Annotated in this window: 10 protein-coding genes and 1 pseudogene; 5 read left to right on the top strand and 6 right to left on the bottom strand. The window is 53.4% G+C overall.

The window, feature by feature from the left end:
- Window positions 1-84 precede the first annotated feature (84 nt).
- Both ACLD72_RS16230 and ACLD72_RS16225 read left to right on the top strand, forming a co-directional pair.
- Window positions 85-558 (top strand): hypothetical protein, encoded by a 474-nt coding sequence (locus tag ACLD72_RS16230; protein WP_410996828.1) that lies wholly within the window; start codon window positions 85-87, stop codon window positions 556-558.
- A 354-nt stretch (window positions 559-912) separates the two neighbouring features.
- Window positions 913-1,845, top strand: coding sequence for an S-layer homology domain-containing protein (locus ACLD72_RS16225; RefSeq protein ID WP_410996826.1), 933 nt, complete (start codon window positions 913-915; stop codon window positions 1,843-1,845).
- A 125-nt stretch (window positions 1,846-1,970) separates the two neighbouring features.
- Here the strand turns inward: ACLD72_RS16225 and ACLD72_RS16220 are convergent, their stop codons facing one another.
- The 3 genes from ACLD72_RS16220 to ACLD72_RS16210 all read right to left on the bottom strand — a co-directional run bounded on the left by ACLD72_RS16220 (window position 1,971) and on the right by ACLD72_RS16210 (window position 9,540).
- Window positions 1,971-3,851 (bottom strand): cellulase family glycosylhydrolase, encoded by a 1,881-nt coding sequence (locus tag ACLD72_RS16220; RefSeq protein ID WP_410996950.1) that lies wholly within the window; start codon window positions 3,849-3,851, stop codon window positions 1,971-1,973.
- A 67-nt stretch (window positions 3,852-3,918) separates the two neighbouring features.
- Entirely contained in the window at window positions 3,919-6,816 is a 2,898-nt protein-coding gene (locus ACLD72_RS16215) for a glycoside hydrolase family 9 protein (protein ID WP_458475961.1), read from the bottom strand.
- Window positions 6,817-7,095: 279 nt separating this feature from the next.
- A complete protein-coding gene (locus ACLD72_RS16210; RefSeq protein ID WP_410996948.1) occupies window positions 7,096-9,540 on the bottom strand; it encodes a glycoside hydrolase family 6 protein in 2,445 nt (814 codons plus the stop codon).
- Window positions 9,541-10,419: 879 nt separating this feature from the next.
- Between ACLD72_RS16210 and ACLD72_RS16205 the strand changes: the two are divergent.
- Window positions 10,420-11,073, top strand: a pseudogene (locus ACLD72_RS16205) (oleate hydratase); the annotation flags it as partial.
- Window positions 11,056-11,451 (top strand): oleate hydratase, encoded by a 396-nt coding sequence (locus ACLD72_RS16200; RefSeq protein ID WP_410996946.1) that lies wholly within the window; start codon window positions 11,056-11,058, stop codon window positions 11,449-11,451. The pseudogene ACLD72_RS16205 and the gene ACLD72_RS16200, both read left to right, overlap by 18 nt.
- Window positions 11,452-11,678: 227 nt before the next feature.
- On the opposite strand, the gene ACLD72_RS16195 is transcribed toward ACLD72_RS16200, so the two are convergent.
- The gene (locus ACLD72_RS16195) at window positions 11,679-13,064 is read right to left on the bottom strand and encodes a helix-turn-helix domain-containing protein (protein ID WP_410996944.1); all 1,386 of its coding nucleotides are present in this window, start codon (window positions 13,062-13,064) and stop codon (window positions 11,679-11,681) included.
- Window positions 13,065-13,779: 715 nt separating this feature from the next.
- Entirely contained in the window at window positions 13,780-16,539 is a 2,760-nt protein-coding gene (locus tag ACLD72_RS16190; RefSeq protein ID WP_458475958.1) for a glycoside hydrolase family 2 protein, read from the bottom strand.
- Window positions 16,540-16,715: 176 nt separating this feature from the next.
- On the opposite strand from ACLD72_RS16190, the gene ACLD72_RS16185 reads away from it, so the two are divergent.
- Complete coding sequence (locus ACLD72_RS16185; protein ID WP_458475956.1) at window positions 16,716-17,648, top strand: ArsR/SmtB family transcription factor; 933 nt, start codon at window positions 16,716-16,718, stop codon at window positions 17,646-17,648.
- A gap of 243 nt (window positions 17,649-17,891) precedes the next feature.
- Here ACLD72_RS16185 and alr read toward each other — a convergent pair whose 3' ends face one another.
- Entirely contained in the window at window positions 17,892-19,046 is a 1,155-nt protein-coding gene (gene alr / locus ACLD72_RS16180; RefSeq protein ID WP_410996812.1) for an alanine racemase, read from the bottom strand.
- Window positions 19,047-19,084: the final 38 nt, after the last annotated feature.

Raw genomic sequence — 19,084 nt, 5'->3', positions numbered from 1 at the left:
CGGGAACGGCGGTTATGGTCTGGGGGCCATGTTCGCGGACTGATTCGAGGCCTGATTCACTGATTGGTTCGAGGCCCCATTCTGGTGGCGGCCTTGCTGCTAGTTTCCGGCTGCGCGGGGAACGAAGCAAGCGGCGGAAACGGCCTGGGCAGCGAGCCGCCCCTGCCGGTGATCCGTACAGCTGCCGATACTGCCATTACGGTTATTCAGGGCTCGTACTGCTGGAGCAGCATCAACAGGTCCGGGAAAACAGGCCAGGGAGTTTGCGTGGATTACGCAAGCGCGAGTGAGCTGGCCCAGGGTAAGCCGGCCGAGACGGTACGCCCCGGGGATAAAATTACATTCCGGTTTAACAACGTAGAGCAGCCGACGGAAACCTCGGTGACTTTATTTAAAGACGGCCAGTCCGCACAGGTCGCGGTGGCGGACGGTTCCTTCGAAGTGCCGCATGAGCCGGGAACGTACGTTTACGATCTGTTTGCGGTATGGCTTAAGGATCCGGAAAAACGCGTTTCCGAAGGCACGTCCAGTTATGTTTTTTCCGTCCGGGTCGAATAACTATATGCCACTCCCCCATTGTCGAGATATAAGTAACGGGGGGATCTTACGAAATGCAATAGTGCATGCGGTTTTTATCGAAATTCCTCGAAACAGGGGGTCCAGATGCAAAAGTGCAGTTCATTTCCGGTTAAAAGATACTTTTTTATCAAAACGCTGATATTCAGATGCACTTTTGCATTTCAACTGCTCCAAGACGGCAATTTAGGTAGAATGGAATGCACTTTTGCATTTGATCCATTTGATCCCACCAGACCCTCCTTCAACATGTTTCGACTGGCTGGAAAAGTGTGTTTGATCCGCCGATTTCATGCTGCGAGGATTAAGTAACAACTCATTTACGGGAGGTAACCTATGAACAACACGAGCAAATTCACTTCCAAATGGGCGAGGCTGGCGCTGCTTACGGTCATCGCAATCAGCCTGATGGTTAAGGGCACGGCCTCCGCCTTCCAGGACGTCAAAGGAGACCGCGAGCAAAAAGCGATCGAGAGCTTGGAGAAACGGGGCATCCTCAAGGGCGGCCAATGGGGAAATTTCAAGCCAAACCAAAAAATAGACAACGCTTCGGCCCTCTCGCTGATCGTCAGCGCGTTCGAGCTGAACCTCGATAACCTGCGTTTCGTGAAAAAACCCGAAGCCGGCGACTACTACAGTAAGGTAAAAAACGACGCCGGGTACGCCGGAGCTTTTGTGATCGCGCTTTATCGCGGCCTCGATGTTCCGAAGGACATCGACCCTTCGGCCAAAGTGACAAAGGAGCAGTTTAGCCACTGGCTGTTCCAGGCGATCGCCACTCAAGGCGAATACGTCTGGCCGATGATTTATACCGAAATCAAGGACGGCAAATCGATTGATGCGGATCTGATGGGCAGCATTCAGAAGCTGCTGAACGCAGGGATCGTGACGCTGGACAAGAACAAAAAGTTCAATCCCACCGGACCGATCACGCTCAGTGAAGCCGCCGGCATGTTGGACCGGGCGCTCGGGTTTGTCGAAGACAGCAAGCCGGCCGATACGGTGACCGGAAACTTGTACGACTTCAGCTTGTCGAAAGACAAAGTGAATGGTGGCATCTACAAAGTGACGATCTCCGCCATGGCTCCCCATCCGGGATATGGTATCGAGGTTGCGAGCATCGTTTTTGACGGGGACAAAGCCGTGATCAACTATCGGATTAAACCACCGGAGGAAGGCAAATTTTATCCGCAGGTCATCGCCGAGGTTAAAGCGGTTACGTATATTCCGGATAATTATAAGCCGGTGCTGGGCGAAGGAACGAAGTAAATCCGCAAGGCCCCGTCCCAACGGGAGGAGGGAGTGAGATAGGCCAAATACAAAGACGATTCCAGATCCGCCCGCAGGCGGAAATGAAATCGTCTTTTTGCATGCAAAATTATTGTGTTTTCACTTTATTCTGGTTCTACTCCCCATACCAGCGAGTTCCCCAGGTACAGTGTTACCTTATCCCAGTCGGCATAAGCCGTTTTGGTAGGATCGAAGGAGTAGTCGTCCGCTTCGTTGAAATTAGACCAGTCGGATTTGGCCATCCGCAATTGAATATCACCGGTTTCCCCGCCGGCCGAAATCGAGCCCGCCGCAGCGGTAAAGCTGAGTTCAACATAAGTGTCGGTAAAGGTTCTTTGAATGTTTTCGGCTCCGATCGGCGCCCAATCCACCCAAGAGCTCACGCTTTGCGTGCCGTCTTTCGAGAAGTAATAGCGGAGTTTCAGGTCACTCAAGTTAACTGCAGTTGTACCGTTGTTTTTAATATTAAAATGCGGCTTGATCTGGTTGTCGGTCGGGTTGGTGTCGGCCGCCTTATACTGCACGACCAGATTCCCGTTAGGTACGCTTGAGCCTTCTTCTGGCGTCGCGGTAGACTCGGCTGAATTGCTGCTTTCTCCCGCGGAATTTACCGCACTGACAACATAATAGTAAGCCGTGCCGTTGGTAAGTCCGCGATCGGTAAAGGACGTGCCCGTGATCCCGTCGGCTGCGGTCGTGTACGGTCCCCCGCTAACCGTCGCTCGCTTCACATTATAGCTTTCCGCCCCGGCGGAAGCCGACCAGCTCAAGCTGATCTGTCCGTTGCCTGCTGTTGCCGCCAGTTTGCCTGGGGCAGCGGGCAACGTTTCGCCTAACGGCCGCATAATCCGATCCAGCATAGCTTGCTTCGGTTCGTTCCAGGTGACCCAATCGTCGAGCAGCAGCCCGCCCGTGTCTCCGGAGTTCGGGTTTACGCACCAATAAGTCCAATAAAGCTCGTTCTCGCCGATATAATCGACCAGGCGGTTCTGCCAGATGCCTTCAACGCTGCTCGTGTCCACGCTGCGGCCGCCGAATTCGCCCACGATGACCGGGGCGATGTTTTGCTTGCTGATATATCCCCAGTACGCGTCCCAGATGGCCGGCATGTTGTCGGGGAAGGAAGGATCCGAGAACCAGGGCTGGGAAGCGACGCCAGGGCCGTAATCATGAGCGGAATAAACCAGTTGATTCGGAACGTCCAGCTCAACCGGGTGATTCGCGACTCCTTTAAGGTTGCCGCCCCACCAGTACCCGTCGCTGTAGCCTTGCACATTTTTCTCGATCCCTTCGACGATGATCAGCCAATGCGGATTTACGGACAAAATGGCATTGCCCGCCCGCTCCGCAGCCAGCTGCCAATCGGTGGTCAGATCTCCCGTTCCCCAACTGACCGGACCGTGAGGCTCATTGTGCAAGTCGGCGCCAATTACCGTGTCGTTGCCGTCATACCGTTCCGCCAGCATTTTCCAATCATCGATCCAGCGTTGTTCGGAGTAGTCCGCGGTGTACCAAAGCTCGGATTGTCCGCCGGACCCGGGACGATGGCGGTCCAGGAAAATCTTCATACCGCGGTCTCCTGCTTTTTCGATGAGTTTATCCATGATTTGGATAGGTGTCAGCCCTCTTAAATCCGGATTTTTCTCGTAGTCGATGCTGTTGGGGGCGGATCCGGGGTCAAACATTTGGTTGCAGTATGGCAGACGGATCAGGTTGTAGCCGTGTTCTTGGATCTGATCCAGGACGTCATCCATAGATCGCGTCCACAAGCCGTGGGGCGAATAATTCGCCGTCTCGAATCCGAACCAGTTGATCCCGTTGAACACCGCCGGATTTCCGGCGGAATCGACGATGCGGTTTCCTGACGTATGGTAATAATTAGCGGCCGCTTCCGCATGACCCGGGGCCAGGCCGGCCATCCCGATTCCCATAGCGCCTAATACGAGCGAACCGGCCAGAATACTTTTGATGATCTTTTTGAACATACCTTTACCCTCTTTCCTCAAAAATACGGTTCTATAAAAGGAAGCAAAAATCAATCCGTTCCATCCATCAAGGCTCGATTCCCCAAACCAGCGAACCGTTCTGATACAAAGCGACATGGTCCCAATCGGTGTAGGCGGTTTTGGTTGGGTCAAAGGAATAGTCGTTCGCTTCGTTATAAGCCGTCCAATCATTTTTGTTGATGCGGGTCTGAATTTCGCCGCTGTCGCTGCCGGGAGCCAGGCTGCCCGCACCGGCATTGAAGGAGATTTCCACATACGAATCGGCATTCTCCTTAGCTTCCGCCATCTTCACTGTTTTGCCGCTAAGATTGCTGCCCCCAATCTGCGCCCAATCGCAATGGAACGTTTGCTCCTTGTCCCCATCCACCGTATACCAATAGCGAATCGTCAGTTCTGACAGAGGAACAGCATCCGTACCGTTGTTTACAATGCGGAATAACGGCTTCATCTGATTGTCGTCCGCATTGGTGTCCCCGGCTTTATACTGGAGCACCAATGTTCCCGGCTGCCCTCCTTGCCCGGCTTGGGGAATCGCGCTGATCTGTTCGGAGTCGACGCTTTCCCCGGCGCCATTGACGGCGCTGACCACATAATAGTAGGCCGTGTCGTTCGTCAAACCCGCGTCCGTAAAGTTGGTCCCAGTGATTCCGCTCTTCACCGTCGTGTAAGGGCCGCCGTCTACGGTTGCTCTTTTCACGTTATAGCTTATCGCTCCGTTGGCCGCGTTCCAGTTCAGCGCCACCTGAGCATTCCCCGCCGTCGCGGCCAGACCGGTCGGAACACCCGGCGGCTGTTGCGGCTCTTGCGGCGTTTCGCCGTCAGGCTCCTCACCGGCCACCTTCACTCCGTTCAGATAAAGGGGAATTCGGGTCGTCTCCCCTTTTGTGGCAGAAATCCCTTGGCGGCTCCAGTCATTCGCCGGATCCCAATGGCTCTTATACTGGGAGTCCTGCTTCGCGATCAGGCCGAATTGGAAGTCCCGGCTGCCGTAAACCTCGTTGCCCGACCAATCCAGCTCATAGTAGTAAAGCCCCGCCGCCGCGTTGACCGCATAAGGTCCGTTGACCTTGACGGCGCCGCCATAGCTTGCTTTTTGCTCATCGTAATAGGTCTCTAGCGTGACATCGTTGATGCTTTGGCCCGCTGCCAGCAGCTCGCTGATGTTGAAATAATAACGGGCGCTCATCGTCCCTTCCGTATGAGGCGGATGGACGGATTCATTATGGATGGTGACCGTAACCTGTGTCCGCTGGTCATTTTCCTGCTCGATTTTTCCTTCCACCCGGTACTCCGTTACGCCTTGTTCGGCGGGCGGGCTGTCGGCTGTGGCCGTTTCGCCGTTCCCGTATTCCAGATACAAGCCTGCAAGCGCGCCAACCAAACCGGCATTGTAGTCGATCGCTACCTCGTTATAAACGTAATCGGTCGTGACATCCTTGTGCATATCCGTCGCGTCCGGTCCGCCGACAAGCGCTCCCCAGAGCACATGACGGTGTTCCGCCGGGACTTCCATGTTGTTGGTCATAGAGCCATGTGCGGCCCGATGGTGAGGATGCTTGGCCGACTCGTCCGGTGTCGGGAACCCAACGATGTACGAATAGCCCATGGGGTTGTCGCCCATGATATAGTCCATTTGGCTCTTGGCCCATGCCGCAAACTCGGGACGGTCCTTGTATTTGTCATACACCAGCGCGCAAAGCTGGGCAGCCGCGTTGTACCGCGCCGAACCCCACGTGGTGAGAACGCCGAACCCGGCGGGCGACGTAGTCAAATACGTATTGTCGTTCGCTTCCTCGTGAGGAACCTGGCCGCCCGACCAATACTCCAGATTCCAGCGGGCGTAATAATCATATTGGGCATTATCCGGGAACAAGGACGCGAGCCGTACAAAAACCCCGCCCCATACCGTGTCCCAGCTGTGCGTCCAGATATTTTGCCAGCTATCCGCTTGGGAAGGAATGATTCTTTTCAGGTATCCAGTGTTTTTTCCCGACGCATCGACGGATACGATATCCTGAATATACGTGTTGTCACCAGTTGCGGTATACAACCAGACGGCCGCCCATGACAATTCATCTTCGTCATAACTGGAATTATAAAAGCCGTCACTGTTGCCGAGTCCTCTGTGCTGCTGGGCAAAGCGGTAAAGCGCAGTAGCGGTGTCCAGGCAATTGGCCGCATATGTAGGATCGGTATCCTTCGTATTGAGATACATCAGGGCAAGGGCGGCCGCAGCGCCGGCGGCCTGATCGCTGGCGGGCTGATCCGCGGTTGCGAACGTGGCCGGACGCGGGTACTTTGCGGGATCCTGCAGTTCGGGAGGGCCCCAATAGGTGTGATCGACCGTTCCCTGTCCAACCATGTAGTTGAAGGCGACGACCTCACCCTCGGCGTTACGGAATGTGGAGCGCAGAAAATAGTCGCTGAACCATTTCAGTTCTTCCAGCATGTGCACTTCCTGGCCGCTCTGTTCAAAAGCGTCCCTGAACTCGTAGAAGCTCCATCCCAGCGTCGATGCGGTATAGGATTGCGGCAAGCCGAATTTGACATGGTCGCCGGCGTCGTGGAATCCGCCGCTCAGATCAACGGACCCGTTGCCGTCGGGGTCGAGGATCGACAGGTTCTGCGCGATGAAATCATCCTGCAAATTCGTCAGGTTTTTCGCCGTCCCGTTCACGCCAAGCGGTACGTACATGTCGGATAGTTCCGAATCCCCCCGCCATTCCAAATGTCCGCCGGTAATCCCGGGACCGGATTTCTCCGCGTCGTAGAACCAGAGGGATTTTTGCAGGGCATCCGCATAATTGTAAGCTTCCGCGTCTGCAGCCGTTGCCGCCGGAAGGGCCAGGAGCGGAAATCCGCCGAAAGCAACCAGGCCGGACAGTGCGGTTTTTCCAATTAGATTTTTCCAGGCCTGCCTACGTGCTTTTTTGGCTTTGTTCATCATTCACAACCACCTTTCCAAAATAATATCGTTGGTTTCTCGAAAATAGAATTTCGCTCTCACCTCCCGTTCTGCAAGATTTAATCGAATAAAAGAAAAATTTGTAATAATAAGCAAAAACTTGGCACCTTCATATTATTTTTCTGTTCTGTTCTTGTATAGTTTAAATTCTTCCGCTAATAGGTTGAAATTCTTCTGAACTATGATATGAAAAAAGCGGAGAAGAACAGGCCAGCCTTCCCCGCTTTGTACGCCGTCAAGCGCATGTCGTTTCGTTTATTACGGTTCTACGCCCCAAACGAGGGTGCCGTTTTGGTAAAGGGTGATATGATCCCAATCGGCATAAGCCGTTTTGGTGGCATCATACGAATAATCGTTGCTCTCGTCAAAGTTGGACCAGTCGGTCTTGGATATCCGCAGCTGGATGTCGCCGGACTGCGCTCCTGCGGCAAGAGTCCCGGCTGCAGCCGTAAAGCTAAGCTCGATATAGGTGTCCGCGTCCGTCCCGGATGCGGTGCCGAACGTTTTTTCAATGTTCGACGCGCCCAGTTGGGCCCAATCGATCCAAGCGTTCAAATCCTGGCTGCCGTCTTTCGTAAAGTAGTAGCGTAACTTCAGTGTGCTCAAATCAACAGCGGTCGTCCCGTTGTTTTTGATATTGAACTGAGGGTTGATTTGATTGTCAGTGGCATTCGTGTTCCCGGTACGGTATTGCACCACCACATCCCCAGTGCCGGTTCCACCGCCGCTCGGGGTGGCGGCAACCTGGGCCGAATTCGCGCTTTCCCCGGCGCTGTTCACCGCGCTGACCACATAATAGTATGTTGTGCCGTTCGTAAGGCCGGTGTTCGTGTAGCTTGTGGCGGTTACGGCCGTCGCAACGGTCGTGTACGGCCCGCCGCTGGTCGTGGCGCGCTTCACATTATAGCTCGTGGCACCGCTTGATGCCTTCCAGCTCAACACAACTTGCCCATCACCCGCAGTCGCGGTCAGGCTGGTTGGCGCCGCCGGAACAGAGATCGTCGCCAGCGGCGTCGCGGCAACCTGGGCCGAATTCGCGCTTTCCCCGGCGCTGTTCACCGCGCTGACAACATAATAGTACGTCGTGCCGTTCGTAAGGCCAGTGTTCGTGTAACTTGTGGCGGTTACACCCGTCGCAACGGCCGTGTACGGCCCGCCGCTGGTCGTGGCGCGCTTCACATTATAGCTCGTGGCGCCGCTTGATGCCGTCCAGCTGAGCTCAACCTTTGCATTGCCCGCAGTCGCGGTCAGGCCGGTTGGCGCTGCCGGAACGTCAGGCGTCTCGCCGCCGTTAGCCGGAATGGCCGGATATGCATTTTGAACCAGTTGAACGAATTGGTCATGGAACCAGTGTCCGGAAATCGGAGCACCCGGCAGCGCGCCGGTCAGCGTGCCGTTGGCATTGGTATAAGTCGGGTCGCACATTCTGTCGAACCCTTTGCCTTCATTGTTGGGAATTTCGGTGCTGGAGCCGTCCGATTCACCCGGAGGTTTCACCCAGACGAAAGCGTCCAGATGAGAGGCCGAATAACCCGCCGGAGCGGCTTGCGGAGGCTGACCCATCCCGGCGCCGCTGGCATTACACCAGTTCCCGCGATGGAGACGCTTATCGATGCGTCCGGAATCGGCATACGCATCCACCGTTGTTCCGCTGGCACCGGTCGGCCGGTTCGGACCGCCCCACCCGTTACGGGAGGTATCGATCAGGAAGCCGATACTGGACGGCCAGCCCTTGGCCACGAATCCGGAATACAGTGCCGCGGTGAAATCCGCCTCATCAAAATAGGGATTCCATTCATAATACTTGGCGGATTTCAACTGCATCCCGTTGATCGTCAAATTCGGGTCGGTCAGATACGGTTCCTCCAATGGAGTCGTGTTGGCCGTATTGGTGATAAAGCCGTCCACGCTGGCAAGTCCGGCCGGAGTCCCGGCGACGACCGACGTAAAGAGGTCGATGGCCGGCTGCCGGTTGCTGTCCCAGCCTAACCAACCGGAGTGGCCGATGTCCATGTAGTTGTAGACGTTAGGAATGGCATGCAGCTTTTCGAGGGCATACCGCGTTGCATCCCGGTATATGTTGGTCGAATTGGCTTGCGCGCATTTCGGATCGTTCAGGTTCGTCACCAGATTCGGCAGCGAATCGGGTTCGACAACCGCGACAATCCGAATATCGGCGTATTTCGGATCGGAAAATACTTCGACGATAGGATCAATGTAGCTCGTTTTATAAGTCTGCAAGCCTGCCGCAGTCAAGGGCAACTCACCGTTGGATGCCAAAGCGTGACAATCCCGGCCCGGCAGGTTGTAAATCACGAAGGTGGCTACAATCGGCGTACTTCCCTGCTTCTGGGCAAGTATCTCGTCCATGGTTTCCACTAGGCTTTTCCGGCCGCCGTTCGCCTCACCGCCAGCAATAGCCGCCATGCGGTCCAGCCAAACAGCCGTCGGGTACGACTTGACCGTTTGCATCTTCGCCTTCAGCGTATTATCGCTAACTTGGGCGATGGAGGTATCAATCAGCGCCGCATAATCGGGATTCACATACATCGTCGCACCCAAAAAAGGATTATCGACATGAGCTTCGGCGGCATAGCTCCTTTGGATCCCAAAAGGCTGCAGCAGCGTCAGCGCCAAAGCAGCAACCGCAGTCATCGCCACCGTTCGTTTGAAAAGTTTCGAAAACATGGAATCACTCCTCATCATGGATTGTTTACTTCAGCTCTCCATACCAGCACACCGCTTCCGGTACCTGGTACGCCGTCACTTTGTTCCAATCGGTATAAGAGGCCACCATCCTTTGAAACACAACGTCCACCTTTCTGAAAAAGTAAGTTTAGCCCTCACCTCCTTTTTCGCATAGCATTATTCCAATCCGAACCGACGTTTCATCGGGCCGAAGGAATAACCGTTAAAACTTCTTGATATCCCGCTTCGATCTAACGCTTGTCCCATAAGCCGCTGCCGCTTGTCCAAATTTAAGTTGAAATCCACTGGAAAAGTATGCGCTTTCAACAGGAGGTGAAATGGAGGTTTGATGAGCAAAAGAAGAATATGTTGCAGAATAGTAAAATCTTGGCACTTTCATCTTATTTTTCTGTCCTGCTTTTGTACAGTTTAAATTCTTCCGTTAATGAGTTGAAAAACTTCTGATCAGCCGTATTGCTGTGACGTGTGGTGTCGCGCCGTGGCGCTCCGTGACGTCCCGTAATGCCCTGACGTGTGGTGCTGCCGTAATGCCGAAATGCAGTACGGACGTACAGCTCTTACAGCCGGCCCTAACGGACACCAGCGACGTTATTTCGGCGAAATTGAGAGCTTTTAGGATGTAACGGACACCACAGACCTTATTTCACATTTTCGTGCACCTTTTCGGCCTTTTTTAAGTAAATAAGAGCTCACCTGTCCGTTAGAATTTGAAACACCGTCTTTTCGAGCAAATAAGGTCGTTCATGTCCGTTAGCCTCATGCGCTCTCTCCTGCCGCCCCTTCACCAGCCTATGGATGTCCATGGCCTTCCATTTTTCCGGCAGGTATATTAGGAGCAAGCTACCTATCCGCCTGGAGAAAGGAAGATGACTTATGGGAACATATCAAAGAATTCACCCGCGGGTTCCGGAAGGAATTGCCAAGCGAAAAGCCTATCTGGCCGGCGGAGGCATCGCCTCTTTGGCCGCAGCGGCTTTCCTGATTCGCGACGGGCATATGCCGGGGAAAAACATCCACATTTCTCGAGGAGTCTAGCGTTTACGGCGGTTCGATGGACGGCGCGGGCAACGCCAAAGAGGCTACAACGCGCGCGGCGGCCGCGAGATCGAAGAGCATTTCGAGTGTTTTATGGAGCTGTTCGGCTTCATCCCTTCACTAACTAATCCCGACCGGACGGTGCTTGACGAATTCCGCGAATTAAATCTGGCGGAGCCGATCGAGTCGCACTGCCGGCTGGTCGAGAACGCCGGGCAAAAAGCCGATTTCTCCACGCTGGGGCTGTCGACCGCGCATGCTTTGCAGCTTGGCAAGCTGGCGATGCTGACCGAGGAGACGTTGGGGAGAACAACGATTGAACAGTTTTTCGAGCCGAGCTTCCTGGAAACGAATTTCTGGTATTTCTGGCGTTCGATGTTTGCGTTTGAGAACTGGCACAGCGTGGTGGAAATGAAACGTTATATGGAACGTTTTATGCATCTGATTTCCGGCATGAACCAACTCAAAGGCATTTTGCATACCGAATACAATCAGTTCGATTCCCATACGACCAACGTCATTCCGTGCATGATGCCGTACATCACTTCGCAGTTCATGCCGCGCATCATGGGCGACCCCCCGCAGGTCGTGCCGCAAGGCAGCGTTAACCTCGCATTCCTCGGGCAGTTTGCCGAGGTGCCTGATGACTGCGTGTTTACGGTGGAGTATTCCATCCGAACCGCAATGATGGCGGTCTACTGCCTGCTGAAGCTGGAAAAAGAAGTGATCCCCGTACATCCGAGCAAATACGATGTGCGCGTCCTGCTAACCGCGGTGCGGACCTGCCTCGGCAACAATCCGCTGCCGCTGGATAAATCGCTGGGCCAGCTATTATCCGGCACGGTACTCGCCAAGGTGCTGAACAGGTAGGGGCTTCGGCCGCCAATAAAAACAAGAATCCTTATCATATATAATATGGTAAGGATTCTTGTTTACATCAATGAAGTAAGCGCTCCCGTAACAGAATACCAGAAGGCTCGTCCCCCGTTAGAATTCATCCACCTACGCCATGACCATAAGTAGTAATAACAGGTTTGGTCGAGTTTCCGGTAGGATTAAGAATTGAAACAACCGGGTTTGCTGCAAATATCACAAAATTACAAAGGGCTATCAATAAAACCAGTTTCTTTTTCATTCAGTTTTTGCACCTCGCTAATTAGTGTTTTATACCGAAATTTTATATCTCCGTTTGCAAAACCTCGGTATTGTTCAAACAGCCCTACACATTTTAGCATATCGTGTCCGCTGTAAATTTCAATAGCGAATGCTAAACTATCCAAGACATATCTTAGCCCTCGATCAAAGTCGTTTTTCTTCAAATAATAGAATCCCAAACCCGATAATAAGCTTACATAACGATCATCAGTATAATGCAAGCTAATTTTCCCGACACGGCTTTGTTGTTCTTGATGCTTTAAAAAGGACTCATACTGTTGAAGTACAGAATCGATGTTAATATCGAATTTATTAGCTGCAATCACTATTTCACATAAAGCTATAAACACTTCATTTTCTCTCGTTGAAATATATTTCACGTACTCCGGTAGAACTTCGACTTGACCGGACATTAATTGATACAGGTAACGATTTCCCTCAGCCCATTCCTGATACTGGTTAATTACGGCCTTTTCGTCTTCATTCGGCTCCTTCACCCAGCCACAATCCGTATACAGCGAAACACAATGCAATGCATCCTCATATCTGCCAAATTGGAAATATGTTTCGCCTAATATTAAATAAGAATACAAAATGTAATAAATAATCTGTTTTTTAGTTTCTGGCGACTTCTTTCTTCCGTTCAACTCATAATGAACCGTTGCTCTGATTTTAAGTTTTTCCGCCAGTTCCGCTACCTTATCCCAACGGCGAAGTGAAGCAAATACATTGATTAATTCATTTAGCGCATCCAGTTGATAGGGTTCATCAAGCCGATCGACAAAATATTCAAAATGTGAAGCCAGCAATAAATTCTTATTTTGGTCCTTGGACAACCCTAACGTAAATAACCGGTATTGACAAAGTGCTAGACGCTCGGAATGCTGTCTCTGTTCACTTTCCGCAACCGCTTCATAAAGCATGACGGCCGCTTCCCGCTTTCCTTCTTGAAAAAACTGCTCAGCCAAATTAAACAGCAGTGGTATGTAAGAAAGATTATCCATCATCAATTTAACCACTTGCTCGATACAATCGAGCTTGTTCAAGCCGGCACAACGTTGCAAAAATGGACCAAGCCTGCGCCAATCCGGACTGGCCTGAAAAAAACATTCATTGATATACAACTCGTAAAAATATCCTTCGGGAAGTCCCATTCCCGCCGTAATCCGGTCGAGCTGCTGCATGGCAATAGGGCGATGACCGTTGATGATACCGCTTAACGTTCCGGAATTAATTTGCGATCGTTCGGAAAATTGATTTAACGTCATATTTTTTCTTTTTAAAAAACCTTCCAGCTGATCACGAATCGTTGTTGGTACTGTTTCCATTGTTTTCAATTGAGTGAGCACCTCCTTTACTCATTAATGGAATTAACAGCCATATATTTCTATATTATACTTTAATTAAACACTGGTCAACAGATAGAATAGGAAAAATATGTAACAATCTATGTAAGATAAATCATAGTTACAAGCTTCCGATTTCGTGCTGTGAAAGTTGGGATTGGGCTCAAAATAAAAATCAGCGCTTGGCTGCGGGACAAGTGCAATAGCGTAAAAGAGTGCTGAAAAAATCTAACGGTTGTGAGCGATGCTATTTGGGCAAAAACGAGCGGATACAAAATGTAACGGTTGCCAGCGAGCTTATTTCCTGTTTTATCAGCAGTAATAGGGCGGTTTCGCCTAAATAAGCGCGATGACATCCGTAAAAAAGAAACAGCGGCAGAAAGGACCCTAAAACAAGATCTCGTCTGCTACTGTTTCTCTAAAGTGATACGCGCTTCTGACCACAAACTATTCTAACGGTTGCCACAATCGCTATTTGTGCCAAAAACGCTGATTTGAAATTGTAACGGTTGCCATAGCGCTTATTTCGCCTAAAACTGGCCACTTTTACCTGAATTAAGGCAAATAACGTCAATCACAACCGTTAGAGTTTGGAAAAGGCCTTTTTTCGGAAAATAGCGGCGGCTACAACCGTTAGATTTCCGATGGGTATCCAGCGGGCTACCCGCCAGGTTACCCGGCCGACCTGCCAAACCGCTTAACGATAACGAACCAGAATATCCAGCGGGTAACGTCCAGCGTTTCGCCCGTACAGCGCCAGCCCGCCTTCGCCCGCCTGCAGCTCCAGGCGGAAGCTGCGGCTGCGGTCCAGCTTGGCGGCGATCCGCCCCGGCACCTTCACCTTACACAAATAGCCGTATGATCCCGCTTCATCCAAGCGGTTCGCCACCGGCTGGCAGTGCCAGGACAATACGCCACGGCTGTCCGCCGGGTCGTCGGGCAAATGAACGGTTCCGACCGCCTCCCCGTCGATACTGACGGTGACCTGCGATGTGTGCCGCTCTTCGTCCGTCATGTAGTACGTGTTCGGATTGTGCTCCACATCGGCGGCAGCGCCGTGCATAAAGTGGATGCCTGTCTCTCGCGCTTTAGCGCCTTCGATGTTGCGGGCCAGCACTCTTTTGGCGCTTGCTTCAAACACGATTTCGATATCGCCGATCAACTCTAGCCGCTCGCGCTCGGGAAGCCTTACCTCATAAGCGAACGCCCCGGCTCCCGCGCCGCTCACCTTGGCTCCCTGAATCGCATCCCAATGATGCGTGAACGATTGGCCGGCAAAACCGCCTACCGATAGGCTGATGTGGCCGCAGTCAGCATCATACTTTCCGTCTACCTTGCCGCCGCGCACGTCAAACGTAATGAAATTTCGGGTAATCGTTTCCCCCGCTTCATTCAATAAACGAACCGCCAGCACGGCCACGGCATCCTGATTAGGCATCGTCAGGCTCAACGGCGCAAGCGTCGCTACGCCGTAGCCGTTCCATTCGATGGAAACCTCTCCGCGGTCGGCCACTTTGCGCACGCCAAGCTGGTCGTAGCACAGCTCCCAGTCCAGCTTCAGCGTCCGGCCGTGGTAACGGTCGGAGTAACTGGAGCGCAGCAGGGAGACGGCAACCCGCTCGCCGCCTTGGACCGTTTGGCATGGAGGCGCGTCAATCACGATAAAGTCGGGCGAATGCAGATCGGCAATCGTCATGCCCGGTACAAAATCGCCGTAGCCGAAGTCTTTTTCCGTGCCGTCGAGCCGGTAATAACCGTTGAATTCATTCGTCACGTCGCGGAATTCGGTAAATACGAACCCGCACATTTTGTCATGGCGGCGGAATTCGTTCAGCATGTACCGGTAATGCCACGCCAGATCGCTGTCGCCCGCGCCGTGCTCGATGCCCCAAACGTTGCCGCATTCGCTGTTCATCAGCGGCGCGTCCGTCTGCACGTTCCCGCCGATATAATTGAGTTCGGACCCGGGATAGGTTTTCTCGACCACATCGCTCACGTGCTGCCGGACCTGTTCATAACCGTTGATATAAAAATGCCAAGTATTGAGATCCGTTTCAACATGGTCCCAGTTGCAGGCCGAGTTGTCCTCCACAAGCCGCGTCGGGTCGACTTCCTTGGCCCAACGGTACATTTGCCGCACCCATTCCTGAGTCTCCGGCAAATAATTCATGTTGCCCGATTCATCCCCGGTCAGGCTACCGGCCGCTTTTCCCGATTTCAGCCCCCACGTCTCATTGAACATCACCCAGGAAAAAATCGCGGGATGATTGTAGTCCCGGGCGATTACTTCGCGAGCTTCACTTTCGTAGGAAGCTCGCGCCCGCTCATCCGGCGCGCCCCAGAAGCAGGGCATATCCACCATCACAAGAATGCCCAGCTTGTCGGCCCAATACAGCTTACGCGGCTCCTCGGGTTTGATATGAATCCGCACAAAATTCAACCCGATCCGTTTCATGAGGTAAATCTCGTCCCTCATTTCCTCGTCACTCGGATACGTAAAATATCCGGTTTGGTGGTAAGACTGGTCGAGCGTGCCGTTCAGATAAACCGGTTTTCCGTTCAGCGTGATCCAGCGGTAATCGCGATCCCCGAACCGGGCGGTGCCGATTTCGCGGATTCCGAAATAAGTGCTGACGCAATCGCGGCCAAACGAACCGGACAAAACGATCTCCCCTTCATACAAATAGGGCGTTTCCGGGCTCCACAAACGGGGATTTGCCACCGTAAACGAGGTGCGGACCGTATTTTCGCCGGCCGTAAGCCGCACCCGTTCCGTGTGGTTCACCGCGCCTTCGGCAAAGCGGAAGGACAGCTCCGCTTCGGTATCCCCGCCGGAGATAATAAAAGACTCCACTTCGATCCGTCCGTCCATGTATGTCCGGAACCTGGCCTCCCGGACAAAGTTTTCCGGGCGCGCCTCCAGCCAAACGGGCTGCCAAATGCCGCGAATTTCCCCGTACCCTTGTTTGCCGCGAGCCTGGTAATCTTCGTCGCGATCCTCTACGCGCACGACGATTGCGTTTTCTTCAGCCTTTTTCCACGTGTCTGTCACTTCGAATTCAAAAGCGCCGTACCCGCCCTGATGCGATCCGGCATGAACGCCGTTGACCCAAACATCGCAGCGGTAATCGGCCGCCCCAAACCGCAAAAAAATCCGCGCCTGCCCAGGCTGCGGCTGCCAGTTAACAGCGCGCCGGTACCAGCCGATCCCTGGCTCGTTTATGCCAATGCCGGACAAAGGGCTTGACCAGGAAAAAGGAACCTGGATTTGCTCCCGGAAAGCCGGTGCTCCCTCGTTTTGCCAAGACTGGCCGATCCCCTCGTCGCTTGGATCAAAACGAAACGCCCACGCGCCGTTCAAATTAAACCAGTCTTTCCGCTCCCAATCGGGCCGGGGAAATTCCGGACGGGGAATTGCAGTTGCATCCGCGGTCATCGCTTGATTAAACATCGTCATTAGCCACACCTTTCTCCTAAAATCGCTATTAGTCCAACTTGTATGGATGATTCCATTTGCCCACATCATAGCACGGGTATTATATATTTGCAATGTATATTATAAATTTACAATACTCCTCTTTTATAGTACACTGAACACAGGTTTCATCCCTTATGCAGAAAGGATTTTTGTTAATGAGCGATCCCCACCGCCAAGAAACGATCCATTATCCCGCTTCGCGGATTCTCGATGTGGCCAAAGCGCTGTCCGGAGATGTGCGTCTGCGGATTTTGGAGGCGCTCGGCAAACAGCCGATGAGCATCAATCAGTTGGCCGAAGCGCTGGGCGTCGCCCAGCCGACGATCTCCATCAACGTGCAAACGCTGGAGCAAGCGGACCTGATCGTATCAACGCAAGGAGCGAACCGGGAAAAAATCTGCTCGGTCACCTGCCGCTCCATTCTGCTGGAGCTGCCGACCCAGCCAGGCGAAGGCCTGCATCACATTGAGGAAATCCATATGCCGATCGGCATGTATTCGATCTGTTCGGTCCAGCCCCCTTGCGGCATGGTCGGGCGCGACGGCAGTCTGATCGGCTCCCAGGACGATCCGCGGGTATTTTATATGCCGGAGCGGACAGAAGCGGCGCTGCTGTGGTTCGCCGAGTCGGGATACGTGGAGTATTATTTCGCCAACCCGCTGCCGCCGGGCGTGGAGCTTGAAGAATTAAGCGTACGGGCCGAAGTCTGCTCGGAGGCCCCAGGGTTCCGGGAGGCCTGGCCGTCGGACATCAGCGTAAGCATCAACGGCCACCCGGCCGGTACCTGGACGAGCCCCGCCGATTTCGGCGACCGCAAGGGCAAACTGACGCCCGAAAAATGGAAAGGCGGCACCGAATACGGCCAGCTTATCGAATGGCGCATTACCCGAGACGGCAGCTTTGTGGGCAATGCCCCAGGCTCCGCCACTACACTTGGCGCGCTTGATCTTAACTTCAACAATCCGATCCGCGTCCGCTTCGAGGTCCGGGAGGATGCCGTGAACAAGCGGGGCCTTAATTTGTTTGGCATTGGCTTCGGCGATTATCCGCAGGATATCGTGTTATCGTTTAAACGCAGCAGCCATTAAAAATAAGTTAATTAAAAAGCAAGCAGCCGCACCCATTCATCTTTCAGGGCGGGCTGCTTGCTTTTTTCGCGCGTCATAAAATATAACATACATTTAATAGATACCTATATTTTCAATCTGAATTGCTATTTCAAACGCGATAACCATCATTTTTTCGGTAAATCAAGCTAATATTCACTTTACTAAACCGTATTTTTCCATTATCATGTGAGTCAAATGGAACTTTTTCTAACATGCAAACATTTATTGGTAAAGGCGGGGGACCCTTTGCCCGATCAGGCATACGACTTCGTAATTGATTGTATCCATCAGCTCGGCAACTTCGTCAATGCCGATAAACGCCGGCTCCCCTTCGCCGCCGAACAGGGTCACGATATCGCCGATTTGCGCGCCGTCCACCGCAGTGATGTCGAGCATCGTCTGGTCCATGCACACGCGCCCGATGATCGGAACTCGCCGCCCGCGTACCAGCGCCGATCCCCGGTTGGAGAGAGCGCGCGACAATCCGTCCGCGTATCCGATCGGTACGGTGGCGACAACACGATTCGAAGGAGCTTGATAAGTGCGGCCGTAACTGACGGTCCGGCCCGGCTCGATCGGCTGGATGGCGGTTATTTTCGTTTTAAGCTGCATCGCCTGACGCAGCCGGTAAGCCGGGGTACTCAGCCGCTGCGCGGGATACAAACCGTAAAGAGCGATGCCGACCCGGATCATGTCGAGATGCATCTGCGGAAAACGCATGGCGGCGGCGCTGTTGCAGCAATGCTTAAGCGGAATCGGCACGCCGGCGGCTTCCAGCTCGTCGATGCAGCGGCGGAACCGCTGGAATTGCCGCTCGGTAAACCGGGGATCCGCCCCGTCCGCATCGGCGAAATGGGTAAACAATCCCTCAAGCGTGGTCCAGGGGGAAGACTGAGCTTGGCGGGCCATATCTACGGCCGCTTCGGCCGAGGTCAGCCCGATGCGGGTCATCCCCGTCTCCAGCTTGAGATGGATGCGGGCCCGCCGTCGCTGCCGCTGGGCGCTGTCCATAATTTCGTCCAGCACTTCCTTCGTATACACGGTCATCGTAATGTCATGCCGGATCGCGGTTTCGACGGCATGTGGCGGCGTGTACCCCAACACGAGAATCGGCTGGCGGATGCCCGCGGCTCTTAATTGCAAAGCCTCGTCCACCAGCGCCACGCCCAAATAGTCGGCGCCGCCGGCAATGGCGGCTTGTGCGGTCTGCACGGCCCCATGACCGTAACCGTTCGCCTTGACCACGGCCATCACCCGGCAGCGTTCGTCCGCCTGCCGGCGGAACAGCTTCGTATTATGGACGATGGCATCCAGGGAAACTTCCGCCCAAGTATCGCGGTAACCGACGGTATTTGTGTTTTCTTTTACCGATATCATGGAATGGCCGCCTCTTTCCGTTTTGGGATTTGGAATCA

The organism is Paenibacillus lacisediminis, from assembly GCF_046567315.2.
Note: the sequence above shows the minus strand (reverse complement) of the source record. Positions and strands in the feature narration are given on the sequence as shown.